Genomic DNA, 24199 nt, shown 5'->3' with positions numbered 1-24199 from the left:
AAATCACCGATTGCCCCGCTTTTACGCAAAAAGACCAGCCCAAAACTGGACCGGTCTTTAACGTACAACTTAACCTAACCTAAAAGTCTTTTTTTACTTCAGTTCAAAGCAATCATCCGGCTCTTGAATTCGGGCTGTTTTGTATTGATTGTCAAATTATTAACGAAGTCAGTAGCGCCGTTCGTGAAAGCTACCTGATACGCTCCGTCGGGTAGTTCACTCACATCCAGCCGCAGCCGGGCTTTCCGTTGGTTCTTACCAATCCGCTGAACGAAAAATTCTTTCCCGGCACTGTTAACCAGCTTAACCTCAACGGCTCCACCGGTTTGTTTATCGACCGCAATCCGAAGATTTCCTTTGGTATCGGTGTATAAGCTGGTTTCGTACCCAACGGCTTTCAGCGCCTTGATGGGCCGGTTATTGGCGAAGGACACAGAGACCGTAACAAAGGTCAGCGCAAAGGCGACGAACAGGAATTTTGCGAGCGTTTTCATGGTATAAGGAGTTTGTTTTTTGGTCCGTTTGAATGAATCAAAGGTCGGCTCCGAAGCAGGAAAACACTGTCACAAATGAGTCGATCACTAGCACTTTTGGGAATTGGGCAATCTGGCGGTTTTCTTCACCCAGTTGCTTTATGTGATCAAAAGCTTTTCAAAACCGGCGGCTTTTCACACAAAAAAACCGGCCCAAATCTGGGCCGGCGTTTTCTTCGTACAACTTAACCCTGGTATTATTTTTTAGAAAACCGGTCGACTTTTAGTTCACCGCAATCATCCGGTTTGCCACATGGGCGGGCTTGGTCGCGATGGTCAGGTCGTTGACGGTGGTGTCGAAACCGTTGGTAATCACCACCTGATAGTCACCATCGGTCAGCGAGCTAACGTCCAGGCGCAGCCGAACCGCCTGCTGGCGTTTGCCAATTTTCTGGAAGAAAACTTCATTGCCTTTCTGATCGACCAACCGAATCTCGACGGTGCCACCGGTTTGTTTGTTGAGCGCAATTTGAAGTTTTCCTTCGGACGTTGTATAGATTCCCCGTTGAAAGCTAACCGCATTTTTGGGTCGCCCGATGGGTTTGTTGATGTCGGCATTGGAAACCGAGAAGCTAACCAGTGTCAGCGAAAAAGCGACGAACAGTGATTTGATGAGCGTTTTCATGGTATTTGAAGTTTTGTTTTTGGTCCGTTTGAATGAATCAAAGGTCGGCTTCAAAGCGGGAAAACGCTGTCACAAATGAGTCGATCACTATCACTTTTGGGGAAAGCGGCAGGTGGAGAACCCATCCGGTTTGGGAGGGTCCCGGCGGGAAAGCTTTTGACGAGCTTTCCCGCGAATCAGCTTTTACAGACCGGAAAGGTCAATGCGGAAGAACTGGGGCCGGTAAGATTGGCGGAGGCAACCATTCAATGCTTCCCGCGTGCCCTATTCGGGCGGTTTTAGCGATGGTCGAATTACAAATTGTCCGTACTCTTCAGGGCCCAGTAGACCAGCACCGGCTGGAAAAACAAACGGAGGAAGCGTTTCCGGTTTGTATCCAACCCAAAGGCGCTCCGCTGATTGACGTATTGCGAAATGTTTCCCGGAAAAACCGCCGTAAAAAAGGAAGCCGCCACTTTCCCTACGGCCTGCTGGTGCTCCTGATCGGTCAGGACCAGCGTGCTACCGAGTGCGATTTCGGCAAGGCCGGAATACACGACTGTATCATCCTTCTGTAAGGGCACCCAATCCGGAACCTGGGCCTGAAACGCTTTTCGGGCAAACGTCAAATGGCTGATTCCGGCAACGATCAAATTGGCGCCCAGTGCAATGCGCGCGACGGTGTTGATGGTTTTGCTGTTCATGATTTCGGTTTGTTTACAGAGATAAATCAATTCCAGCGGTTTTTGTTGCCAGCTGCATCCGGTTTCTACCTTCACCGATTTTTGCCCGAAAATTCACCGCGCAATCACCACTCCACTATCGGTAGATTACTGACACTGAGCACAATTGCCCGGTTTTCCCAAAAGTGATAGTGATCGACTCATTTGAGACAGCGTTTCCCCGGGCGGCCGCCGACCTTTGATTCATCCAAACAGGATACCAAATCTCCATCCAAACGCTCTAAATGAATCACGCCATGAAAACGCTTTTGAGTCTGATCGCCGTTGTTTTTGCTTTTGCCGTACAAGCAGAAAATAAATTGTTGAGTGAGTCGACCTATTCGGTGGCTAATTACAAGCACGTCAACAAAGCCATTGCGGCCCGCCAGTGGGAACCGGAATCGGCCATCGAATTCCGGAAGCGCGTTCGGCAGCCGATGAACATTGCCGCTTACCGCGAACTACAGCGCCTGGGCGGTTTGGGCGATCCCGCCATCACCATTCCATCGACTCCCTCGCCGGCGAATCGGAATTACAAGCAGCAAAACCCATAGATTTATCCGCACACTGTTAAAAATGAAGTAGTTGAAGCCCATTCAGTCGCCGATTGAACCGCCGACATCCACACCATTGACGCCCGAACACCCCGGATCTGACCAACAGATCCGGGGTGTTTTCATTTTCTCCGAAAAACCGCCTGCCCTGATCCGCGAAATGTATCAGCTTTCCCGGCTTTTGTATAAATGATTCAAAAACCGCCCGCCTAGTTTTGCATCGTATTCAAATTAACAAATACGACAATGGGAAAGACAATTTTTATTACCGGTGCCTCCCGCGGTTTCGGGAAATTATGGGCGGAAGCGTTTCTGCAACGGGGTGACAACGTGGCGGCTACCGCGCGAAACATCCATTCACTCGATGAATTAAAAGCCACATACGGCGATGCCCTGCTGCCCATCCAGTTGGATGTAACCGACCGGGCGGCCAGTTTCGACGCCATTCAACAAGCGAAAGCCTATTTCGGACAGATCGATACCGTGATCAATAACGCGGGCTACGGTTTGTTTGGAGCCATTGAAGAAGCCACCGAACAGGAAGCCCGCGACCAGTTCGAAGCCAATGTGTTTGGTCTGTTGTGGGTAACCCAGGCCGCCTTACCGGTCAAGCGCGAACAGGGCTACGGTCACATCATCCAGTTATCCAGTCTGTTAGGTGTCGTTACGCTGCCAACTTTGGGTCTTTACAATGCAACGAAATTTGCAGTGGAAGGCTTGAGCGAAACCCTGGCGTCCGAAGTGAAGGGTTTTGGCATCCACGTAACGCTGGTCGAACCGAACGGTTTTTCCACCGACTGGGGAGGGGCGTCGGCTGCGCATTCAAAACCGATACCGGCCTATGATGATGTGAAAGCTGCTTTTCGGGCCGGTTTCACAGAAGACACTATCGGAAAACCGGAAGCTACCGTCGACGCCATTTTAAAACTGGTCGATGCGACAAATCCGCCCCTTCGTTTGTTCCTTGGCAAGGTGACGCTGCCCTTCACCCGTCAGGTATACGCCGAACGACTGGCAACCTGGGAAGAATGGAGCGAAGTGGCCGAACTGGCGCACGGCAAATAAGTTTGAAAACCGTATTTCCCCAAACCGTCATGCTCTGAGCCTGACGGTTTGGGTATTTATCCCAACCAGACATGACACATTTTAAAACGTTGAGCGAACTCCACCAGTTTAACGGCTATCCGCCCCCGGAACATCCGTTGCTGAGCCTGTTGCGGTGCCACCAGACCTGCCCGACCGACAGCCGGGAATACACGGGGGATTTCTACATGATTGGCCTGAAAAAAATGAAATCCGGAATGATCCGGTATGGCCGGACGAACTACGACAGCGACAGCGGTTCCATGTATTTTATCAAGCCCCGCCAGATTGCTGAAATGCGGAACCTGGAGCTGGAAGAGGACGGTTTTGCGATTTACATCCACGAGGATTACCTGAACGGCCATCCGCTTCATGCCGAAATCAAAAAGTATCAGTATTTCGAATACGAAGCCAACGAAGCCCTGCATTTGTCGCCGAAAGAGGAGCAGATTATCTGGGATCTTTACCGGGATATTGAAACGGAATACAACAACAATCCGGACGAATACAGCAAAGACATCATTCTGGGGCATATTGAAGCCATTCTTCGGTATGCACAGCGGTTTTACAAACGCCAGTTCATGAATCGGACGGAGTTGTCGGGCCGGATTATCTCCCGGTTTTCGGAAACCCTGAGGAAGTATTTTGAAAGCGGTCAGGTGACCAAAAAAGGGCTGCCTACGGTCACGTTTATGGCTGCCGAACTGAATCTGTCGACCAGCTACCCGAGCGATTTGCTGAAACAGGAAACCGGTAAAACCGCCATCGAACATATCCATCTCTTTCTGATCTCGGAAGCCAAACACCTGCTGAACAACGCCGACGCCACCGTGGCCGAAATTGCCTACTCCCTCGGTTTTGAAAACCCACCGTATTTTTCCCGGTTGTTCAAGAAAGAAGTGGGCGTCAGTCCAAACCAGTACAAAAAAGTTAGCTTGAATTGAGAAAAGAAGAAATGAAAAATGAGTAACAATACCTGAAAAAGTGATCAAAATAACTGATTATTAGAATTTTACATTCTAAATCCGTCACCAAAGGGCAGCCCCGTTTACATTTTTCATTCCTTTTTTATAATTTCTTTTCCCGTTTCGGATACAACTTCAAGAGATTTGCATCCTTTTTTGCCATCCTGCCTGCGGACCTTTGTGCTGTTATTTTTGACGAACACAGACAAATCATGAGCAGTATTCAAAAAACAAAGTTAGGCAGCCAGGGGCTGGTGGTTCCGCTGATTGGATTGGGATGTATGGGCATGACCCAGATTGCGGGGATGGATATTTACGGAAAATCCGACGAAGCCGAGTCGATTGCCACCATTCACCGTTCGCTGGAACTGGGCGGTAATTTTCTGGACACGGCCGATTTATACGGCCCCCTCGCCAACGAACGACTCGTGGCCAAAGCCATCCGCGGAAACCGCGATCAGTACGTCATTGCCACCAAGTTTGGGTACGAAATCGACGACAACGAGCAACTGACCTGGCGCATCAACGGCCAGCCGAACTACGTCAGAAAAGCGGTCGAACGGTCCCTGAAAAACCTCGGCACGGATTACATCGACCTGTATTACCTCCACCGCCTGGATCCTAACACGCCGATCGAAGAAACCGTCGGGGCGATGGCCGAATTGGTGCAGGAAGGAAAAGTGGGGTATATTGGGTTATCGGAAGTGTCGGCGGCCACCATTCAAAAAGCACACGCCATCCATCCGCTGACCGCCGTGCAAACGGAGTATTCTTTTTTTGAACGCAGCGCGGAAGAAGACGGTACGCTGGATACGCTTCAGGAACTCGGAATCGGTTTTGTGGCTTATTCTCCAATTGGACGCGGTTTTCTGACCGGAGCCATTCAAAGCCCGGACGATTTTCCGGCGGATGATTTCCGGCGAACGATTCCCCGGTTTCAGGGCGACCAGTTTTACCGGAATCTGGAATTGGTGGAAGCCATCAAAACGCTGGCCGACGAAAAGGAAATTACGCCGTCTCAACTGGCTATTGCCTGGGTGGTTTCGAAAGGATTTGTACCGATTCCAGGCACCAAACGGATCAAATACATTGAAGAAAATACGGCCGCCACGCGGGTGCAATTGACCCCGGAAGAACTGGCCCGACTGGAAGCCATTGTGCCGCTGGGTACGTCAACCGGCGACCGATACGACGCCACGGGCATGGCGATGGTGAATTTATAATGGCTGGACATGCCGAACCGGAAAACCGCATCCCGCGACGTTTTCCGGTTCGGTTACAAACAAAATACACGCGTGAAAAAACCGTCAACTACTCCTTACCTGATCCATTCCGTCTCCGAACTGCACCGGCTGCTCAACATTCCCAAACCGGAGCATCCGCTGGTGAGTGTCATCAACCTGAACGATACGCACTGTTTTCCGCAGGACGTTATGAAAAGTTTTTGCTATAACTTTTATTCGATCTGCATCAAAAAGGACTTCAAGGGAAAAATGAAGTACGGACAGAGTTATTACGATTTTGACGACGGCGTAATGACGTTTTTCTCTCCCGGACAGGTCATTTCCACCGTTACGGCGGACGATCAGGTTTGTGAGGGCTGGTGGCTGGTCTTTCATGCGGATTTTGTCCGGAACTATCCGCTGGCCCGGAACATCCGGAACTACGGTTATTTCTCGTACGCAGTCCACGAAGCCCTGCACATGTCTGAAAAGGAAGAAACCCTCGTGACGGGCATCATGCAAAACATTGCGAAAGAATACCGCTCAGTCATCGACGGTTTCAGTCAGGACGTCATTGTTTCGCACATCGACCTGCTGCTCACCTACTGCAACCGGTTTTACAACCGCCAGTTCATCACCCGGAAAAGCGCCAATACGGATTTGCTGATCCGGTTGGAAACCCTGCTGGCGGATTATTTCGACCGAGGGAAAGTGCAGGAGTTGGGTCTTCCGACCGTTCAGTACATTTCGGAAGAATTGTCGATTTCGCCCAATTATTTAAGCGATCTGTTGCGCCTGCACACCGGCCAAAGCACCCAGCAACACATTCATAACAAATTGATTGAGAAGGCTCAGGAGATTTTAACGACCACATCTTTATCGGTCAGCGAAATCGCGTACCAACTCGGTTTTGAATACCCGCAATCGTTCAGCAAGTTGTTCAAAAGCAAGGTAAATGTTTCCCCGCTGGAGTTCCGGCATTCGTTTAATTGAAAGGGTAAAGTGATCAAATTTTCTTATTAACAAAAGATATATTTGATCTATCAATTGACTAATTTTCGTCTTAATACTAGGTATCGCTCAATAATTCAAGAATTTATATATAAAGTTAATTAAGAATGGAAAGAGTTATTGAAGAAATTAAATATGAAAAAAGGGTCGTAGCATTTATTGACATTCTTGGTTTCAAGGATATCATCAAAACATCTGAGTCTAATCCGGCGAAACTCAATCTAATATACGAATCTCTATTATTCCTAAAAAACAGAGAGAAACCTGAAGAATGGAACTTACAACTTATTGAAATTGAAGAATATGCTCAAAAACGAGGACTTGCTAAATTTAATATAGCTGATAAAACTTCATGCACATGCTTTTCCGATTCTATTGTAATTTCTGTTCAAATTGAAGAAGAAAATATCAACGAAATCATTTCAACTTTAATAACAAACTTGTCATTTATAGGGGCAAAATTAATGACAGATGGAATATTGTTTAGAGGAGCAATCACAATTGGAAATATAATTCACAAAGATAATGGTTTAGTTATAGGACAAGCACTAATCGATGCATATCAATTGGAGCTTAGTGTCGCCAAAAATCCAAGAATAATTTTATCTAAAAATTTATTAGAAAAATTGAATTATCCAATTGAAACTAATAAGGATCGGTTTCCTTACCATCAATATTTAAGCAGATTTGATGATGGTTGTGTAGGGTTTCATCAGATGATTTATTTTCAAGTTCTACAATCCTGGACAGAAATGGAAATATCCGAATTAAAATCTGAACTAAAAAAAGTAAAGCAGGCAATTATTGACGGGCTAGATTCATCGTTTGAATTTTCGGATATTCACAGCAAGTTCAAATGGTTGAAAGCCGAGTATGAAAAACTTATAATTTTAGAAAATGGAGTAAAAGAGAAAATTCATGAATTAAATGACGGTATTGCCGGTCAGAATATCCATTACTCATACACTGACAATTTTTATTATCCAAAAAAGAGCAAGAAGGTATGATAAACTTTCATACTAGTGTAAATCTGTAAAAATGTTAATTGCGTCAACGTACTGACGGAATTTAGCTAAATTCCGTCAGTACGTTGACGCAATTAACAGAAATACTTTAATCTGATCACCCCGCCACGATCACCTTCACGCCCCGCTCCTCCAACTGCTGTACGGTTTCGGCGGAAACCCCGGCATCCGTGATCAGGTAATGAATCTGGTCGAGCGTACCGATACGCCCAATTCCCCGTTTACCAAATTTGGAGCTATCGGCCAACACTACGACGGTTTGGGCCGCATCAATCATTTTCTGATTCAGGCTGGTTTCGGTCAGGTTGCTGATCGACAGGCCAAAATCGAAATCGATTCCGTCGACGCCCACGAATAACATCCCGCACGAGAGGTTTTCCAGCATACGTTCGGCGTAGGAACCCACCACCGACGACGAATTCGGCCGGAGCAAGCCGCCCAATTGCAAAACCTCCACGTTGGCCCGGTTGCTGAGTTCGGTGGCCACTTTCACCGCCGGGGTAATCACGGTTAGTCGCTGGGCCGGATTCAGGCAGCGCGCCAGCTCAAAAACCGTTGTGCCGGAACTGATCAGAATGGAATCCGTTTGACCGATCAGCGTCAGCGCAGCTTTGGCAATTTTCTGTTTTTCCTCGGCCTGAATCAGCGCTTTCTCATCGATCGGTTTTTCAAAGGCGTACGGATTGGTCATCGAGCCCCCGCCCCGGGTGCGGAACAGCAGACTTTTATCTTCCAGCAACTTCAGATCCTTGCGAATCGTCACACCCGACACCTCCATCCAGTCGCTGAGTTCCTGAATCGTGACACTGCCGCTTTCCTTGAGTTTCTGTAAAATAAACTGGTGTCTTTCTGTAATCGTCTTCATGAATGGACTGAAACCTGTCCGCCAAGATTAAGTAGAATTCGGCAGAATGTAAAATGGCCCGAAAACCGGTACAAAAAACCGCTGTTTCCTGAACTTATTGTAAGGAATCAAACGGCTCCATCAGCCTTATTATTTGTTTACATTTGATTTCATAAAGTTAAATTATATTTCAATTTGTTTAATTAAATTTTCTTTGTTTGTTTGCATCCAAGTTTATCCCCCTTAAATACAACTTCCTAAAACCGTTTTCTAACCCGTCAGCCTTACCATGCAATCGCCGTCACTCTTTGAAAAAGCCGGGTTACCGAAGTCCCTGGCCTGGGGTTATCTGGGCATTATCATCTTCATGATGGGCGACGGCGTCGAACAGGGCTGGCTGAGTCCGTACCTGCTGGAACACGGCATGAGCATCCAGCAATCGGCGTCGCTGTTCACGGTTTATGGCATCACGATTGCGGTTTCCTCCTGGTTCTCGGGCGTCCTCGCCGAAGGCTACGGCCCGCGAAAAGCCATGCTGGCGGGACTCTTGCTCTACATTCTCGGCACCGTCGGATTCGTCGGTTTCGGCATGGCTCAACTCGATTTTCCGACCATGCTCATCACCTACGCCATTCGCGGTTTCGGCTATCCGCTGTTTGCGTATTCGTTTCTCGTCTGGATCACCTACCGCACTCCGCAGCATCAACTGGGCCGGGCCGTCGGCTGGTTCTGGTTCGTTTTTACCGGCGGTCTGAACGTCTTCGGCGCGTACTATTCAAGCTGGGCCATCGAACGGATTGGCTACCAGAATACCCTCTGGACCTCCATCTTCTGGGTCGCCCTGGGCGGTTTTTTTGCGCTGGTTTTGAACCGTGACCGGTTTGTGCCGCTGGCGGCCAGCGCCGGAACCAAAACCCGGGAACTCCTCAACGGACTGACCATCGTTCAGAAAGAACCCAAAGTGCTGATCGGCGGCATTGTCCGCATCATCAACACCACCGCACAGTTTGCCTTCCCGGTTTTTCTGCCGATCTACCTGGCCAAATTCGGTTTCAGTACGGTGCAGTGGCTGCAAATCTGGGGGACAATTTTTACCAGTAACATCATCTTCAATCTGCTGTTCGGCTTCATTGGCGACCGCCTGGGCTGGCGCAACACCATCCTGTGGTTTGGGGGCGTCGGCTGCGGTATTTCAACCTTATTGTTCTATTACTCACCGGTTTGGTTCAACGGCAATTACGGAATGGTTTTGTTATCCGGTGTTCTCTGGGGCGGTTTACTGGCGGGCTACGTGCCCCTGTCGGCTCTGGTGCCGTCGCTCGTAAAGGAGGACAAAGGCGCGGCCATGGCGATCCTGAATCTGGGTGCGGGCTTACCGGTTTTTGTCGGCCCCGCCATCGTCGGCCTGACCATCGGAACCATTGGCAGCGAGGGCGTTGTCTGGATTCTGGCCGGTTTGTATTTTCTGAGCGCGGTACTTACCCGATTCATTACCCTGCCCAAAGAAGCGGTTTTACCCAAAACCGTGCATACATAAACTAGCCCAACGGGCTTCCATCATTAACACCGGGCGATGCCCGGGAAACCATGAAAATTCTCATTACCGCACCCTACCACCAACGCGCGCAGGACGAACTGACGAGTTGGTTTGGCGAAGTTATTGACCGACCCTGGAAGTTGCAGGAACGGGCCTACAACCCGACTGAACTCGTTGATTTATTGACGAATACGCAAGCCGATGCCCTGATCACCGAACACGACGAGGTAACAGCGGCCGTCATCGAAGCCTGGCCGAATTTACGGTTTATAGGTGTGTGCCGGGGAACCCCTTCGAATGTGGCGGTTTCAGTAGCAACCGAAAAAGGCATCCCGGTTTTTAACACGCCCGCCCGGAATGCCCAGGCGGTGGCCGAACTCTTCATTGCCAACCTTATTACGCTCATGCGCAACACCTTAGCCGCCATTCGCTGGCTGGAAGGAGAGAACTGGGCCGCCGGAGCGCACACTTCGTACCTGCAATTCAAAGGCAACGAGATTGCGGGCAAAACCATCGGCATGGTCGGTTTTGGTGCCGTGGGGCAAACCATCGCGAACCTCGTCCGGCACTTTCCCACCCGCATTCAATACTATGATCCGTTCTATACGTCCGACGATCCGTACTACGAAAAAACCGATCTGGAAACCGTCTTTACAACCAGCGATGTGGTGTCTATCCACCTGCCGGTCAATGACCAGACCAAAGGCCTGATCGACAAACGGTTACTATCGCTGATGAAACCAGATGCCATCTTTGTCAACACCGCCCGGGCCGTGGTCGTCAACCGGGAAGATTTACTGGAAGTACTCGAAAACCGCAAAATCCGGGGCGCCATTCTGGATGTATTCGATCACGAACCGCCGGATGAACTGGATTACAGACTCATTCACCGCGACGACGTGCTGGCGACTCCGCACATTGCCGGTGCGACGTTCGAAGTCGAAGATCACCACGCGGACATTCTGAACAGGGCATTGCACGATTTCTTTGTTGCCGGGAAAACGAACATTCGGCAACTCGTGAATCCGGCGGTTTTGAACAAACAGAATTCCAACCATTAATCCCTGATTAGCTGTGGACTACGGTTATTTAATCATCGATGTGGGCACCGGAAACGTTCGGGTCGCTGTTTCCGAAACCAGCGGTACCATTCGCCAGGTAGCGGGCGAAGACATGCGCTACGAACGCGACGATCACTACCCGGAATCCATCTATTTCGACCCGGATCAACTTTGGGAACAAATTGTTCGGCTGGCAAAAACCGCTCTGGCAACCAGCGGCCCCATCACGATCCGGGCTGTTACTGCGACCAGCCAGCGGGAAGGCATTGTCGCCATCGACAAAACCGGTCAGTCGCTGATCGGCATGCCGAACATCGATCACCGTGGCCGGGAATGGGAAGATGCGATTGCCGATAAAAGCCGGGTGTATCAATTGACCGGCCGCTACCCGACTTCGCTTTTTTCCGCGCTGAAACTCGTGGGCGTTCGCGAACGGCGACCCGATCTCTGGAACCAGATTTCGACCTTTCTCAGCATCAGCGACTGGGTGCAGTTCCGCCTGAGCGGGATCGCCCGGTATGAACATTCGCAGGCGTCGGAAACCTTGCTGTATGACGTGGCCGCTAAACAATGGTCATCGGAGTTATGTACTATTTCCGGCTTGGAGGCAGATTTGTTGCCGTCTTTGCAATCGGCCGGGACGGTTTTGGGGGATGTGCTACCGGAAATGGCGCAGGAACTGGGGATTTCGCCCGAAGCCGTTGTGGTCGTGGGCGGAGCCGATACGCAGTTGGCCGTTCGAAGCACGCAGCCATCGTTCGATGATATTGTGATCGTTTCGGGAACCACGACGCCCATCCTCAAACTGGTTGATCAGTACCTCACGGACGACCAGCAACGCACCTGGACGAACCGCCATATCGACGAGACTGGCTTTATTCTGGAAGCCAACGCGGGCGTAACGGGCCTGAATTTCCAGCGGCTGAAAGCCATTTTTTACCCCAACGAACCGTACGAAGTCATTGAAAAAGAGTTGAGCGAAAGCTCCGACGCCCGTTGTGTAGCGGCTTTGGGCTCCCTGCTGGCCGACGAAAAAAAACCGCTGATCCGGGGCGGTTTCTGGTTCAACACGCCGGTTTCGCACCAGTTGACGCGGAGCGATTTTGTCCGCGCAACGCTTTGGGACATTGCCTGCAGCATCTTCGAAAATTACAAAAGTCTCTGTGCCGTTACACCTCACACAAAACCGTATATCTGGGCTTGCGGGGGTGGGATGCAGAGCCGGACGTTGCGCCAGTTTATCGCCAATCTGACCCAAAAAACCGTCCGAATCCGGGATACATACCGCCAGGCATCGGTGGTTGGAGGAGTGTTTCTATGCAATGATGCGATGGGAATGGAAGGAGTTGAACCTGCCACACTGGACGAAGTCATTCCCGAAAAAAAGGAACAGGTTATGGCATTGTATGAAGAATGGAAATCGACGCGCGCGGCCTTTAAATCAATGCACTAATGCCGGTTTATTTTATTGGAATCGACGTGGGAACCCAGGGTGTCCGCGTGGTGCTAACGGATGAAACGGGTCACGTTTTGGCAACTTCGGAAGCGGTTTTTCCACTAACCGAACAGTCGCGCGAAGAGCAGTCGCCCCGGCAATGGTGGGATTCGGGTTTACGTTGTCTGAAAAGCTTGCTGGAAACCGCGAAGAAAACCATTGACTTGCAGTCGGTTCAGTCCATTGCGGTGACATCAACCTCCGGTACGGTTATTCCCCTCGACGATCAGAACGAACCACTAAACAATGCCTTGATGTACAGCGACAACCGCTCGGCCTCTGAGGGAAAACAGTGTAAAACCGTCGCTGAAAAATTCCATTCGGACGGCTACACCGGATTTAATGCGTCGAGCGGGCTGTCGAAAATGGTCTGGTTTGTCACGCATTTCCCGGAAAAAGCCGCCCATTTGCGCACCTGGATTCATGCCGCCGATTACCTGACCGGCAAGCTGTCGGGTAATTTCCGGGTGACGGATGCTACGAATGCGTTAAAATCGGGCTATAACGTTAAAAACGACTATTGGCCCGCGTATCTGTTTGAACAGCTGCCGCTGAAAAAAGAATGGATGCAGGAAGTGGTCCCATCCGGCAAACCGGTTGGAAAACTGCTTCCCGAACTGGCAAATGAACTGGGTTTACCGCAAATTTCGGTGGTGGCTGGAATGACCGACGGGTGTGCCTCGCAGGTTGCTTCGGGTGCCGTTCGGCCCGGCGACTGGAATACAACCATTGGCACTACGCTGGTAATCAAGGGAGTAACCTTACAGGAATTGAAAGATCCGGAAGGTCGGCTGTACAGTCACCGACACCCCGAGGGCTACTGGATGCCCGGTGGTGCCAGCAATACCGGAGCGGACTGGGTGACCGCCGGTTTTGGGAACCGGCTTGCGGAACTGACCGAGGCCGCAGCCAACCTGATTCCGACCTCTCACACGGCTTATCCACTGCGCCAGCAGGGCGAACGGTTTCCGTTTATTTCGGCCCAGGCTCGCGGTTTTGCCCCGGAAGGGCTATCGGATGCCCAACTTTTTACGGCCAATATGGAAGGCGTTGCCTACCTGGAGCGCTACGCGTACGAACTGATCGAACGGCTGTCGGGCGAAACCGTGCGGGCGGTTTTTACGGCTGGGGGTGCCAGCAACAGCGACGTCTGGCTGACCATCCGCAGCAACGTGCTGAACCGTCCGGTTTATAAATGTGCGCAGGTGACCGGCGCGGTCGGAGCAGCCATTCTGGCGGCTTCCCAAACGCATTTCAACACCCTGACCGAAGCGGTTCAGGCGATGACCCACATTGAAAAAGAAGTGAAACCCGAGTCCGAACTTGTGCGGAATTACGACGCTGGTTATCGTAAATTTGTGGGCACACTGCGGGAAAAAGGATTTATCAATTGACGCAAAATCGATGCTAACGGTGTATTTACTCCGCCACGGAGAGACGTTCTGGAATGCGGATGGAAACCGGTATTGCGGGGCCACCGATATTGGATTAACCGACAAGGGAATCCAGCAGGCCCACGGCGCTGCGCAGCTCCTGAACGGCATTTCGTTCGACGCCATTTATTCATCTCCCCTTCAGCGGGCTTACCGAACGGCGCAGATTGCGTCGGGGAAACCGGAGGAGGTCGTTACGGACGAGCGACTGATTGAAGCCGGATTTGGAAATTGGGAAGGGAAAACCCGGGACGAATTTATCGCTGAACGACCCGAGCTGTGGGACAACTGGTGCCGGGAGCCCGATCAGACACGCGCCGGAGAAACCGGGGAAACCGCAATGGAAATTGTCAATCGGGTCGATGATTTTTTTCGGGAAATTCTGCAAAAACACGGTTCTGAGACGATTCTGGTGGTGGCGCACAACGCCGTCAACCGGTTTTACATGACCTGGAAACTGGGCATGCCGTTGAAAAATTACCGCAAACTGGTGCAGGATAATTCGACGATTACGTTATTTACGCTGGATGACGACGGCGAATTTAGTCTCCTGAAATTGAACTGCCGCTGACCTTTCTACTACTTTCGACCATGTTACGACGAATCTGTTTACCGTTTTTTTTGCTGCTTGCCCTTACGCTGCCCGCTCAGGCTCAGCAGCCTTTACAGGTGCTGGCGATCAAAACGCCCAAAGAACTGCACAGCTTTTTCCGGTGGACGGGCAAGGATATTCCGATCATTAGCGGACACCGGGGTGGCATGATTAAGGGATTTCCCGAGAATTCGATGGCAACGTTTGAAAACACGCTGAAACACACGCCCGCCTTTTTCGAGATCGATCCGCGGCTGACGAAGGACAGTGTGATCGTGATCCTGCACGACGCCACGCTGGAACGAACCACGACCGGAACCGGCAAACTGTCGGATTATACCTGGGCGGAACTGAAGAAACTGCGACTGAAAGACCCCGAAGGAAACGTGACCGAACACCGGATTCCGACGCTGGCTGAAGCCATCGAGTGGGCGCGGGGAAAAACGATCCTGAATCTGGACAAAAAAGACGTGCCGTTTCCGATGATTGCTGCGATCATCCGCGAACACAAAGCCGACGCGTTTGTCATGCTGACGGTACATACCGCTGAAGAAGCTCTGTATTATTACAAGGGCAACAAAAACCAGATGTTCTCAGCCTTCGTCAAAACACCCCAGGCCATGGCTGAATACGAAAAAGCCGGGATTCCGTGGAGCCAGATGATTGCCTACATTGGACCGGACATCAAGCCCGAAAACCAGCAAATGTACAAATTACTAAACGCGAAAGGGGTCATGTGCATGATTTCGGCGGCTCCAACCTTCGACAAACTAAAAACCGCTGAGGAACGCGCTGCGGCTTATCGGGCGGTTTTTAAAGACGGTGCCAGCATTCTGGAATCCGACCTGCCCATCGAAACCGCCGAAGCTATTCAGGCGATGATTCCCACCAAAAGTGCAAAATCGATTTACTTCAGAAAAGCGGTGGTCAGCGAGCGTTTTTGACCGGTGGTTTTACCAGACATTGCACGAAATGGCGTTGGCTAACTTGCCGTCGCCATCATGGTCATACAGCAGAATAGTAAGGACTTCTTCGTCTTTTAACCATTCAAAATTAGGTACATCCAGAGCGGTTATCGTTTCCTGCCACTTGATGACGTCGGCAGATTGCAGTTTTCTTCGTTTACCGCCTAACTGGACTGTATGAAAATCCTGCACCAGCTCATCGAACCGGGCCGCTTTGGCACCGGCTTTGGTTGAAAGGACAAACTTGTCGGCGCGTTCCTGCTGCACAAACCGGACGAGTTGCGGGCAGCGAACGCACAGTAACAGCCACTTGGCCAGCGCCGAAGGCGAAGCCGCTGGCTCATTTTTCAGTTTGCGGAGTTCCTGGTACGAATAATAAAACCGGAACATGTTGACAAACCGCTTCAGAACACGGGGCGAACTGCCCAGATACGGCAGAAACTCGCGTACCTGATTCACAATTTCGGCCGAATCCGTTATTTTCTGGACCACCCGGTTTTCAATAAAGCGTTTACCGGCTTCCGGATTCTGTTTAAATAACTCGCTCACCTCCTCTGTCGGAACCAGATTGGATGCATTTTTGCTGGCGGCCTCAATAATCTCCAATTCATTGTCTTTCAGCACCTTATTAACCAATTCTTTTTTTTCACTGCTGTCAAATAAATTATTCAGCAGGACCGAGCGAACCGTATCGTCCAGCGTGGGTAAGACAAAAGGTAACTGAATGAACTTGTCGAGGAAATAATACCCAATGTCGCCAAACCGGTTTTTCTCATCCATCAATTTCTCCACCAGACTGCTGTATTTTTTATCCAGCGATGCGGCCACCATCTTGGCATCCATGCCAATTACGAAATAGCATTTGTCACTGTAACTGCCATTAATGATCTGATTGATGGCTTCAATCACTTCGGCGGTTACATCCGGTGAGCAGCGATCCAGGTCATCGATAAAAATAACCGCCGGCGTTTGTGCCGACACCAGCAAGCTGAACACCCGCTCCAGATCCGTTTCGACTTCCTGAAAATACCCGACCCGGTTTTCGTATTTGGGTTCGGTGACGATATCCGCAAAACTTTTTTCGAGCGATTCACTTAAGACGGTCCGGCGGCTTTCCCAAAATTTACCAAGTACCGGCAAAACAAAGCCGACTAAACCACCCAAAACACCACCCGTCATTCCATTACTTAGCCACCAGCCCAGCGTGATAAAACCGCCAAATAGAACAGATGAAATCAGGACAAAGCCCAAAGTCATCGACGTCAAAAACTCATTGACAATGTTCCGATAGATCCGGTTTTTGATCACATTGCTGTTCACCCGTTTGAGATTCAGCTGAAACCAGAATTTTTCCCGCTCCGAACCCGGCAGGTATTCCACCAGCTGATTGATCATCGAAAGAGCCATTCCGGCCCAGACCTGCTCACTGTTCTGGTGTTTCCAGGGATTAAACCAGACCGTCGGAAACGGAATCGGCGCCGAATCGGCCGGCGTCTTTTTGAGCCAGTCCAGCAGATTGCCAATGTTGGCCGTAATCTGATTAAATCGTTTTTTACCGTTTTCAGCAAATGAGTCGCTTATTTTCTCATTCGCTTTCTCTACGGTTTTTCTTCCCGCAATTTCGGCCAGCAGATCGTTTTCCTGTCCACTTAATTCGCCTTGTTGTTGCCGTTTTTCGGTTAAGCGGTTTTCAACCAGTTCATCCAGCTCGGCTCGCTCTTCTTCTGTCGGGTTTGTTTTTTCGTTGAGTTGTTTCTCCCTCACTTCCTTCCGTTTGGCGCGGATGTTCTTCTCAATGTAGCGCATCAGGGTAGTTTTCCCCTGTCCCCAGGGAGCCAGAATAGCGACCGTCAACGGAGGATTAGTCTGGTGATTGTCTTCAATGATCATCCCGCTGATGGCCGTTGCATACAACTCATAGCCCAGCAAATCCTTCGTCGCCCAGGCATCGTTCGTGAGCATTTTCCGGAGACCGGAAGCAGTAGGCGGGGCTGGAAGCGGGACATCTTCGTTTTGCGCGAGAAAAACCGCTTCATCGAATGGCACTTTGACCGTTGCCGGGTATTTTAGCTGATATTGCTTCAATTCGTTGGCTTCCAATAGATTTTCCAGCTTTGGGCTCATCTCCTCAAGCAATTTTCGCAAAAAATCATTTTTGAGAAGGTGCCGACGAAGCGCATCATCTATAATCGCCAATCCGGCGATGACGTCATGACCATCTAATCTCGCTACTCGTTCAACCGGGAGTAACCGAAAAAGTGCTTCAAACCAATGTAGTAACGGCTGGCGATCACCCGAAAACGCTGGGTCAGAGGTAACCTGGTCACCAGTATTATTGGCATAGTTCCGGTGGCGGCTCAAAATATCGAGAGCCAGTTCTAGCGAAGTGCAGGTACGTTTCTGAACCATGTTTGTGCCCGTCTGTCGAACCGTCGCACTTACTTTCCGACCAGTAATCGTTTCATAATGAGCAATTTCATAAATGACAAGGGTAAACTGAATGGGGAGCGATACCTGACTGAAAACAAGGGTCAGCGCATTGTAAACGAGTTTGGGATCTAAACTACCCTTTCCGGAGCCTAAAAGGGGGACGGCGACGGTTTTGCAATTCGTCTGGGCAGCCAGGTCAATGATTCCCCGACCCAAATCCAGGATCAGTTCTTCGGTAATTTTCCCCGATCCACTGAAGGTGGTCGCATAGGCCACTTTCGGTTTATCTTTTTCACTCCGGTTTTCCAGCTGCACTAGTCCGAGGGTTGAGGGCTTTTGGGCCTCAGCCAGGTAATCCGGGTTTAACGCGTCCAGCCCCACCCGGAAAGAATCCGATAAGATCCCCTGATCGGAGCGGGGAATGATCAGCAGATCGGCTTCCTGATTAAAGAGGCTCCCCAGAGCCGTAAAAACCTGACTCTGAAAATTCATAGAATCAGGCGCGTTACTAATGCTGCTCATTGGATTGGTCGAAAAAGGTTGAATGGATAAGGGATTGAGAGAAAGATAGTTCGGTTCAATTGGGTTTCAAAAACCGTTTAGCGAACGGTTGTTTACCGGGAAACGGGGCATTTCTGCGGAAAAGTACGGCATGGGCCGCCCCAATGATTCACGGTCGGTTGCTGCCCTCTTTAGGCAAAACGACCATTTCCCAAACTCATGGGATCACTGAAAAGTAGCCAGGGCGGCTGCCGCTTTGCTTACTGACCTAACAATTTGACCGGACCGCCCGTCGCTTGAATTAATGCAGGCCGTAGAAACCCGGTGACCATCGCTTAAAACGGGCATTTGAAGAGACAGAACCGGACTGCCCACATCGATCACTGACACCGGGGCAAATCTTTGTTCCCTGTTCAAAAACGAACATCCCGTATCCGAATTCGGACACGTGTCGGCGTGTTGGTATGCCTTATGAGCTGATAAAGCCCCATTTTCAGTCATGGCATACGTATTGCAGCAAAGTTCTACGAAACATTTCGTACTCTAAAACCACCCGATGAAAACACTGATTGTTCTGCTGACTATTATTTGTTTTAGGTTTACCAATTTCCTCTATGCCCAGTCTAATCTTCAACGGATTGATAGCTTAGTAACCGGGCAATTTGCCAATGATGAACTGGCGGGTAATATCCTAATTGCCCAAAAAGGAGCCATCTTCTACCAGAAGTCACTCGGTTTGGCAGATGTTGCAAATCGAGTGCCGCTGGATGAACATTCCGCCTTTCAATTAGCCTCCGTCTCCAAACTATTCACCTCGGTGGCCATCCTTCAGTTAAAGCAAAAGGGAAAGCTCAAGCTGGATGATCCCGTGAAAAACTATCTCCCCGCTTTCAGCTATCCGCAGATCACCATTCGGCATTTACTTTCTCATACCTCCGGATTAGCTGACTTGCAGATGTTGGAAAAACCGTACGCGGCCGATACAGGTAAACTATTTACGATCGCTGATTTAGTGCCAGCCATTAACCAGTCCGATAAAGCGATTCGGTTTAATGCCGGGGAAAAGTGGAGCTATTCCAACAGCGGCTATGGTTTACTGGCGTTAATCGTGGAAAAGGTCAGTGGTCTTTCCTTTCCATCCTACCTGACCCGATACATCTTCCAGCCCGCCGGTATGAATCATACGTACGTCAGTACCCCGCTTCTGAAGGTGCCCGACCCACATCGGGTGAAAGGCTATGATTCGCCTACCTATGCTCCCGGGCTTCGGCAGCGCGTCGATTCACTGCCCCGAAATCGCATTGAGCTGCATAATCTGGGGGGATTACTGGGCCATGCAAATGTGGTTAGTACAACCGGCGATTTGCTCTCATTTGATCGAGCGCTGTATGGGTCGAAACTCCTCAAGCCTTCCACCTTACAAGAAGCCTTTAGGCCAACTCGGCTCGCTAATCAACAGCTGGCCACCACCGGTTGGGGAAACACGTCGGTTTATTATGGGCTGGGTTGGATGATCTTAAAAGATACGACCGCTGGTAAGGTGGTTTTCCACAGTGGCGGTATGCCCGGAGCTGTTACGCTGTTTTTACGGAACATCACGAAAGATCAAACGGTGATCCTGCTCAATAATGTCACGCACCGGGGCACCCATGGCATTGGGGTTAATTTGTTTGAAGTGTTGAATGGCAGGACCTTCCTGGCGAACAAACAATCCCTGGCGAACCTCTATGCCCGAACCCTGATCAAGACCAATGCCGAGTCGGCTCTGGAAAAACTCAACGCCCACAAAACCGATACGACGCACTATTATCTGAACGAGCAGGAGATGAATCGGCTGGGACTTCAAATGTTCTATAATGGTTACCAACCGGCGGGTCTGGAGGTCTTGCGATTGAATACGGTTTTGTATCCTGCCAGTTGGAACGTTTACGATAGTTACGCAGAAGGGTTAAAAGGGGTTGGACGTCGACAGGAAGCCATTCTCATGTACCATAAATCGTTGGAACTAAATCCGAAAAACAAAGGGGCTGAACGAGCTTTGGCCGACTTGGTGCCGAATAAAGAGTAGCCTTGTCATTTATAATGGCTGAAAACGACCTTTCCGTCCTTTTTAAGCGTAAGCTCACCCTGGTGTTCGGTCAATTCATAGGCTGGGTTGCGGTATTTGATGCCCGAAGCCATTCGGTCCTGTTTCAATTCAAGGGTCTCGCCTTGCCAAACCAGCGTAGCGGTTTGTTTGGTATTGTTGAAGGCCATCACCAATTGAACCCCATTCTGATTGGTAACTGTATCCCGGATGATTTCGTCGGCTTGCGGTGCGGTGGTTACGGCAGAGGAGGTCGTTTGCTCGCTGGTTTTCTCTTTTTTCTGGCAGGAACTCGCCACCATACTGATTAATAAACCGGTAGTAAAAAGGACGGTTTTCATGGTTTGCCTTAAAGCCTGCGGATCTTTATTAGTAAAATTGATAAAGTTAAGCCGTGGCCTGCATGTACCCAGAACTGGAAGCCAGACGATTTTCGGGCAAGCCCGTTCAGAGCAACGGGGTTTCCGGACTAACCGGGCAACGGATCAGTCAGCTACCGCTTTCCGCCCCGCGTCACTACTGCCAGGATAAACATGGCCAGCCCGCAGATAGCCAAACCACCGGATTCGCGGGCCAGTTCGATGTTGATGGTTTTCATGCCCATTTCATTGAGCAAAAAGCCTTCAAATTGCGGGGGCCACCAATAAATAGCAGAACCCCAAAAGACGACACCGGCGGCACTGTAAAACCACGGGCGCCCCGCATTCCCCAACGCCATGAAACTGGCAATGGCGGCAAACCCGTAAATCGGAATCCAGACCTGCGGATCGGGGTCGTTGTACTGAAGGCCTGCAAAAAGCGTGAAGAGGACTCCGAAGAAAATCGCGGTTATTTTTCGCATGGCTATAAAGATTTAGAAAAGAATGATGAGTTATGAATGATAAACGATGCCTTGCTTCGCTTCAGTCCATTCAGAACTCAACATTCCTATTGACAATATTCCTTAATGTAGGGTTGCGCTTCGGTGTAACCCAGTTGCAGGGCCTGTTTCAGGCTCAGACACCCATTCTCTTTTTGTTTCAACATGATCTGGGTAACTCCCAGGGCGTTAAATGCTTTCCCAAATTTAGCATCCAACTCGACGGTTTTTGCAAAATCGTCGAGCGCCTGGGGAAATTCCTCCTGCTGAAAGCGAATGTTTCCCCGGTTAAAATACGCCAGCGAACTCTTCGGATTGAGCTGAATCGCCTGGTTAAAGTCCGACATCGCCGAAATCAGGTTGCCCGCGGTGGCGAAGAGCTGCCCCCGATCGAGGTAGATATCGGACGAATCGGGCGCCCGGCGGATGGCTTCGGCGTAATCCTTCAAAGCCGGATCAGTTTCGCCCCGGGCGGTTTTTAATTTGGCCCGGTTGTAATACGGTTTATAAAAATCCGGTTTCAATTGAATTGCCTGTTCATAATCCAGCAACGCATTCTCGTAATCTTTCAACTCGTAATGGGCCACACCACGGCTGTTGAATGCCTCAAAATTACCACCATCCGCATCAATCGCCTGATTCAACGGTTGAATGGCTTCCCGAAATTTCCCCTGCTGCATCAGCTTTCGGGCTTCCGCCAGCTTCGCTTCCGACGACGTACAGGATTGAAAAAAACACAAACTAATCAAAATGAAGCCCAAAAGTGCCCCGTTTTTTCTGAATATAAAATGCCCCTGCGAGGTAGTTGACATGATCTTTATCATGATTTATGCTTGAAATTGCCACAAAAGTAGCCAGTCCCTTTTATTATCCCGCAAAAACCCCTAATTTTGCACCCGGCAAACAGGCACTACCAGCTCCTGCTGAATCCCCCAGGTCTTGACGGAAGCAAGGGTAGGCGGTCGTAGCGGTGAGATGTCGGTTTGCCTTTTTTTGTTTTGCGGCCCTACCAACCGGCCCAACCTCCGGGTTATCGCTTCAGAATCAACGGGAAAACAGAAAATCAATCCGCCTTTCAAAAAGATTATCCGTATTTTTGAAATTATTCTGACACTTCTAACCCGTTTGTCGGTAAGTTTACGGGTACCGGTTTTAAGATGCCGCCATCGTAAACCAAGCTGTCAATTATTATTTCCTCCTTATTAACTACTATGAAATTTTTTATTGATACCGCCAATCTCAACGAAATTCGCGAAGCGCAGGATTTAGGAATTTTAGACGGGGTAACCACCAATCCATCGCTGATGGCCAAGGAGGGAATCACGGGTAAGGATCGCGTGATGCAGCATTATAAAGCCATTTGTGACATTGTTGACGGTGATGTGAGTGCGGAAGTGATTGCGACTACGTTTAACGAAATGATTGCTGAAGGGGAAGAACTGGCCGAAATCGACGATAAAATCGTCGTGAAAGTGCCGATGATCAAGGAAGGCATCAAAGCCATCAATTATTTTTCCGAAAAAGGGATTAAAACGAACTGTACGCTCGTCTTTTCGGCGGGTCAGGCGCTGCTGGCGGCCAAAGCCGGTGCCACGTATGTCTCTCCGTTCATTGGTCGGCTGGATGATATTTCGGTCGACGGAGTGGCACTCATCGAGCAAATTGCCCTGATTTACCGGAACTACAGTTATTCGACGGAGATCCTGGCCGCGTCCATTCGCCATCCGATGCACATCATCCAGTGTGCCGAAGTGGGCGCCGATGTGATGACCGGTCCCTTAAGTGCGATCAATGCCCTTTTTAGCCATCCGCTGACCGACATTGGCCTGGCCAAATTCCTGGCCGACCACAAGAAAGCCGGAACAAAATAATTATGAATGATGAATTAGGAACGATAAATTGACTAACGCTTACCTTCGTAAAAGCGGTTCTTTTCATTCATAATTCATCGTTCATCATCCATCAATTTAAATTTATGTTTTCAACTGAACCCGTTCTGTCTCTGAATCAGGCTGATATCTATCAGGGCGGCCGGATTGTCCTGGGTGATGTGACGTTTGACGTCAATAAAGGTGATTTTGTTTTTTTGATTGGCCGAACCGGGAGCGGAAAAAGTTCGCTGCTTAAAACGCTCTATGCGGATCTCTGGCTGCAGGCCGGATCGGGGCATGTTGCCGGTTTTGCACTCGAAAAATTGAAACCGAAAGATGTTCCGTACCTCCGCCGGAAAATCGGGATTGTCTTTCAGGACTTTCAGTTATTTATGGACCGGAATGTGGAGGAGAACCTGCGGTTTGTTCTGAAAGCTACCGGCTGGACGGATCAGACGAAGATGAAAAACCGCATTTCGGAAGTGCTGATGCAGGTCGGTTTGGGAACCTTGCACAAAAAAATGCCGCATCAGTTATCGGGCGGGGAGCAACAACGCGTGGTGGTGGCACGAGCCATGCTTAACGAGCCCATGATCCTCATTGCCGACGAACCCACCGGAAACCTCGATCCGGCAGTCAGTGAGCAGATCATTCAGGTTTTTCAAACCATCAACAATTCCGGTACGGCCATTCTGATGGCGACCCATAACTACGACTTTCTCCGCAAATACCCCGCCCGCATCCTGCGCGTGGAAGATGGGAAAGTCATTGAACAGGGACTATGATTTTTTTGATTTTTTATGAT

General features: G+C 49.9%; 24 protein-coding genes. 16 read left to right on the top strand and 8 right to left on the bottom strand.

The features are described from left to right. Positions 1 to 98: 98 nt before the first annotated feature. The 3 genes from EHT25_RS19695 to EHT25_RS19685 all read right to left on the bottom strand — a co-directional run bounded on the left by EHT25_RS19695 (position 99) and on the right by EHT25_RS19685 (position 1841). A complete protein-coding gene (locus EHT25_RS19695; protein WP_124876831.1) occupies positions 99 to 494 on the bottom strand; it encodes a T9SS type A sorting domain-containing protein in 396 nt (131 codons plus the stop codon). Between the two features lie 262 nt (positions 495 to 756). Continuing rightward, positions 757 to 1158: a T9SS type A sorting domain-containing protein gene (locus EHT25_RS19690; protein WP_124876830.1), complete on the bottom strand. Its 402-nt coding sequence runs from the start codon at positions 1156 to 1158 to the stop codon at positions 757 to 759. A gap of 293 nt (positions 1159 to 1451) precedes the next feature. Beyond that, a complete protein-coding gene (locus EHT25_RS19685; protein ID WP_124876829.1) occupies positions 1452 to 1841 on the bottom strand; it encodes a DoxX family protein in 390 nt (129 codons plus the stop codon). 275 nt (positions 1842 to 2116) lie between these two features. Between EHT25_RS19685 and EHT25_RS19680 the strand changes: the two genes are divergently transcribed. From EHT25_RS19680 to EHT25_RS19655, 7 genes are all read left to right on the top strand, one after another. Next, the gene (locus EHT25_RS19680; protein WP_124876828.1) at positions 2117 to 2413 is read left to right on the top strand and encodes a hypothetical protein; all 297 of its coding nucleotides are present in this window, start codon (positions 2117 to 2119) and stop codon (positions 2411 to 2413) included. A gap of 31 nt (positions 2414 to 2444) precedes the next feature. Then, complete coding sequence (locus EHT25_RS32730; RefSeq protein ID WP_185731419.1) at positions 2445 to 2606, top strand: hypothetical protein; 162 nt, start codon at positions 2445 to 2447, stop codon at positions 2604 to 2606. 53 nt (positions 2607 to 2659) lie between these two features. Next, complete coding sequence (locus tag EHT25_RS19675; protein WP_124876827.1) at positions 2660 to 3478, top strand: SDR family NAD(P)-dependent oxidoreductase; 819 nt, start codon at positions 2660 to 2662, stop codon at positions 3476 to 3478. Positions 3479 to 3549: 71 nt separating this feature from the next. Next, positions 3550 to 4440, top strand: a complete 891-nt coding sequence (locus EHT25_RS19670; protein WP_124876826.1) for a helix-turn-helix domain-containing protein — start codon at positions 3550 to 3552, stop codon at positions 4438 to 4440. A gap of 233 nt (positions 4441 to 4673) precedes the next feature. Beyond that, positions 4674 to 5684, top strand: coding sequence for an aldo/keto reductase (locus tag EHT25_RS19665; RefSeq protein ID WP_124876825.1), 1011 nt, complete (start codon positions 4674 to 4676; stop codon positions 5682 to 5684). A gap of 72 nt (positions 5685 to 5756) precedes the next feature. Continuing rightward, complete coding sequence (locus tag EHT25_RS19660; protein ID WP_185731435.1) at positions 5757 to 6677, top strand: helix-turn-helix domain-containing protein; 921 nt, start codon at positions 5757 to 5759, stop codon at positions 6675 to 6677. A gap of 125 nt (positions 6678 to 6802) precedes the next feature. After that, on the top strand, positions 6803 to 7702 hold the full coding sequence (locus tag EHT25_RS19655; protein WP_124876823.1) for a hypothetical protein: 900 nt from the start codon (positions 6803 to 6805) through the stop codon (positions 7700 to 7702). A 115-nt stretch (positions 7703 to 7817) separates the two neighbouring features. Here the strand turns inward: EHT25_RS19655 and EHT25_RS19650 are convergent, their stop codons facing one another. Then, positions 7818 to 8585 carry a DeoR/GlpR family DNA-binding transcription regulator gene (locus EHT25_RS19650; RefSeq protein WP_124876822.1) on the bottom strand — a complete coding sequence of 256 codons (768 nt, stop codon included), beginning with the start codon at positions 8583 to 8585 and terminating at the stop codon, positions 7818 to 7820. Positions 8586 to 8853: 268 nt separating this feature from the next. On the opposite strand from EHT25_RS19650, the gene EHT25_RS19645 reads away from it, so the two are divergent. The 6 genes from EHT25_RS19645 to EHT25_RS19620 are packed head-to-tail and all read left to right on the top strand — an operon-like array spanning position 8854 to position 15626. Then, positions 8854 to 10101 (top strand): MFS transporter, encoded by a 1248-nt coding sequence (locus EHT25_RS19645; RefSeq protein ID WP_124876821.1) that lies wholly within the window; start codon positions 8854 to 8856, stop codon positions 10099 to 10101. A gap of 50 nt (positions 10102 to 10151) precedes the next feature. Next, the gene (locus tag EHT25_RS19640) at positions 10152 to 11162 is read left to right on the top strand and encodes a 2-hydroxyacid dehydrogenase (RefSeq protein ID WP_124876820.1); all 1011 of its coding nucleotides are present in this window, start codon (positions 10152 to 10154) and stop codon (positions 11160 to 11162) included. 13 nt (positions 11163 to 11175) lie between these two features. After that, the gene (locus EHT25_RS19635; RefSeq protein WP_124876819.1) at positions 11176 to 12615 is read left to right on the top strand and encodes an FGGY-family carbohydrate kinase; all 1440 of its coding nucleotides are present in this window, start codon (positions 11176 to 11178) and stop codon (positions 12613 to 12615) included. Continuing rightward, the gene (locus EHT25_RS19630) at positions 12615 to 14051 is read left to right on the top strand and encodes an FGGY-family carbohydrate kinase (protein ID WP_124876818.1); all 1437 of its coding nucleotides are present in this window, start codon (positions 12615 to 12617) and stop codon (positions 14049 to 14051) included. The genes EHT25_RS19635 and EHT25_RS19630 overlap by 1 nt, the downstream gene beginning before the upstream one ends. 10 nt (positions 14052 to 14061) lie before the next feature. After that, positions 14062 to 14661 (top strand): histidine phosphatase family protein, encoded by a 600-nt coding sequence (locus EHT25_RS19625; RefSeq protein WP_124876817.1) that lies wholly within the window; start codon positions 14062 to 14064, stop codon positions 14659 to 14661. A 20-nt stretch (positions 14662 to 14681) separates the two neighbouring features. Next, entirely contained in the window at positions 14682 to 15626 is a 945-nt protein-coding gene (locus tag EHT25_RS19620; RefSeq protein WP_124876816.1) for a glycerophosphodiester phosphodiesterase family protein, read from the top strand. A 9-nt stretch (positions 15627 to 15635) separates the two neighbouring features. Here EHT25_RS19620 and EHT25_RS19615 read toward each other — a convergent pair whose 3' ends face one another. Further along, positions 15636 to 18569 carry a P-loop NTPase fold protein gene (locus EHT25_RS19615; protein ID WP_185731418.1) on the bottom strand — a complete coding sequence of 978 codons (2934 nt, stop codon included), beginning with the start codon at positions 18567 to 18569 and terminating at the stop codon, positions 15636 to 15638. A gap of 565 nt (positions 18570 to 19134) precedes the next feature. Between EHT25_RS19615 and EHT25_RS19610 the strand changes: the two genes are divergently transcribed. Further along, complete coding sequence (locus tag EHT25_RS19610; RefSeq protein ID WP_124876814.1) at positions 19135 to 20646, top strand: serine hydrolase domain-containing protein; 1512 nt, start codon at positions 19135 to 19137, stop codon at positions 20644 to 20646. Positions 20647 to 20651: 5 nt separating this feature from the next. Here the strand turns inward: EHT25_RS19610 and EHT25_RS19605 are convergent, their stop codons facing one another. The 3 genes from EHT25_RS19605 to EHT25_RS19595 all read right to left on the bottom strand — a co-directional run bounded on the left by EHT25_RS19605 (position 20652) and on the right by EHT25_RS19595 (position 22347). Further along, the gene (locus EHT25_RS19605) at positions 20652 to 21005 is read right to left on the bottom strand and encodes an MliC family protein (protein WP_124876813.1); all 354 of its coding nucleotides are present in this window, start codon (positions 21003 to 21005) and stop codon (positions 20652 to 20654) included. A gap of 152 nt (positions 21006 to 21157) precedes the next feature. Then, positions 21158 to 21505, bottom strand: a complete 348-nt coding sequence (locus EHT25_RS19600) for a transmembrane 220 family protein (RefSeq protein WP_124876812.1) — start codon at positions 21503 to 21505, stop codon at positions 21158 to 21160. Positions 21506 to 21591: 86 nt separating this feature from the next. After that, complete coding sequence (locus EHT25_RS19595) at positions 21592 to 22347, bottom strand: tetratricopeptide repeat protein (RefSeq protein ID WP_229311664.1); 756 nt, start codon at positions 22345 to 22347, stop codon at positions 21592 to 21594. A gap of 387 nt (positions 22348 to 22734) precedes the next feature. On the opposite strand from EHT25_RS19595, the gene fsa reads away from it, so the two are divergent. Together fsa and EHT25_RS19585 are read left to right on the top strand one after the other, a co-directional pair. Continuing rightward, complete coding sequence (gene fsa, locus EHT25_RS19590) at positions 22735 to 23394, top strand: fructose-6-phosphate aldolase (RefSeq protein ID WP_124876811.1); 660 nt, start codon at positions 22735 to 22737, stop codon at positions 23392 to 23394. Between the two features lie 104 nt (positions 23395 to 23498). Further along, positions 23499 to 24179, top strand: coding sequence for a cell division ATP-binding protein FtsE (locus EHT25_RS19585; protein ID WP_124876810.1), 681 nt, complete (start codon positions 23499 to 23501; stop codon positions 24177 to 24179). Positions 24180 to 24199: the final 20 nt, after the last annotated feature.

The sequence above is a fragment of the Larkinella rosea genome (assembly GCF_003858635.1).
Classification (GTDB): Bacteria; Bacteroidota; Bacteroidia; order Cytophagales; family Spirosomataceae; genus Larkinella; species Larkinella rosea.
The sequence above is the reverse complement of the archived record's forward strand: the minus strand, read 5'-3'. Positions and strand labels throughout refer to the sequence as shown.

What these genes read in the sequence shown, in the direction of transcription:
- EHT25_RS19695 (WP_124876831.1), bottom strand. Translation starts at nt 494, where the DNA reads ATGAAAACGCTCGCAAAATTCCTGTTCGTCGCCTTTGCGCTGACCTTT.
- EHT25_RS19690 (WP_124876830.1), bottom strand. Translation starts at nt 1,158, where the DNA reads ATGAAAACGCTCATCAAATCACTGTTCGTCGCTTTTTCGCTGACACTG.
- EHT25_RS19685 (WP_124876829.1), bottom strand. Translation starts at nt 1,841, where the DNA reads ATGAACAGCAAAACCATCAACACCGTCGCGCGCATTGCACTGGGCGCC.
- EHT25_RS19680 (WP_124876828.1), top strand. Translation starts at nt 2,117, where the DNA reads ATGAAAACGCTTTTGAGTCTGATCGCCGTTGTTTTTGCTTTTGCCGTA.
- EHT25_RS19675 (WP_124876827.1), top strand. Translation starts at nt 2,660, where the DNA reads ATGGGAAAGACAATTTTTATTACCGGTGCCTCCCGCGGTTTCGGGAAA.
- EHT25_RS19670 (WP_124876826.1), top strand. Translation starts at nt 3,550, where the DNA reads ATGACACATTTTAAAACGTTGAGCGAACTCCACCAGTTTAACGGCTAT.
- EHT25_RS19665 (WP_124876825.1), top strand. Translation starts at nt 4,674, where the DNA reads ATGAGCAGTATTCAAAAAACAAAGTTAGGCAGCCAGGGGCTGGTGGTT.
- EHT25_RS19655 (WP_124876823.1), top strand. Translation starts at nt 6,803, where the DNA reads ATGGAAAGAGTTATTGAAGAAATTAAATATGAAAAAAGGGTCGTAGCA.
- EHT25_RS19650 (WP_124876822.1), bottom strand. Translation starts at nt 8,585, where the DNA reads ATGAAGACGATTACAGAAAGACACCAGTTTATTTTACAGAAACTCAAG.
- EHT25_RS19645 (WP_124876821.1), top strand. Translation starts at nt 8,854, where the DNA reads ATGCAATCGCCGTCACTCTTTGAAAAAGCCGGGTTACCGAAGTCCCTG.
- EHT25_RS19640 (WP_124876820.1), top strand. Translation starts at nt 10,152, where the DNA reads ATGAAAATTCTCATTACCGCACCCTACCACCAACGCGCGCAGGACGAA.
- EHT25_RS19630 (WP_124876818.1), top strand. Translation starts at nt 12,615, where the DNA reads ATGCCGGTTTATTTTATTGGAATCGACGTGGGAACCCAGGGTGTCCGC.
- EHT25_RS19625 (WP_124876817.1), top strand. Translation starts at nt 14,062, where the DNA reads ATGCTAACGGTGTATTTACTCCGCCACGGAGAGACGTTCTGGAATGCG.
- EHT25_RS19620 (WP_124876816.1), top strand. Translation starts at nt 14,682, where the DNA reads ATGTTACGACGAATCTGTTTACCGTTTTTTTTGCTGCTTGCCCTTACG.
- EHT25_RS19615 (WP_185731418.1), bottom strand. Translation starts at nt 18,569, where the DNA reads ATGAATTTTCAGAGTCAGGTTTTTACGGCTCTGGGGAGCCTCTTTAAT.
- EHT25_RS19610 (WP_124876814.1), top strand. Translation starts at nt 19,135, where the DNA reads ATGAAAACACTGATTGTTCTGCTGACTATTATTTGTTTTAGGTTTACC.
- EHT25_RS19605 (WP_124876813.1), bottom strand. Translation starts at nt 21,005, where the DNA reads ATGAAAACCGTCCTTTTTACTACCGGTTTATTAATCAGTATGGTGGCG.
- EHT25_RS19600 (WP_124876812.1), bottom strand. Translation starts at nt 21,505, where the DNA reads ATGCGAAAAATAACCGCGATTTTCTTCGGAGTCCTCTTCACGCTTTTT.
- EHT25_RS19595 (WP_229311664.1), bottom strand. Translation starts at nt 22,347, where the DNA reads ATGATAAAGATCATGTCAACTACCTCGCAGGGGCATTTTATATTCAGA.
- fsa (WP_124876811.1), top strand. Translation starts at nt 22,735, where the DNA reads ATGAAATTTTTTATTGATACCGCCAATCTCAACGAAATTCGCGAAGCG.
- EHT25_RS19585 (WP_124876810.1), top strand. Translation starts at nt 23,499, where the DNA reads ATGTTTTCAACTGAACCCGTTCTGTCTCTGAATCAGGCTGATATCTAT.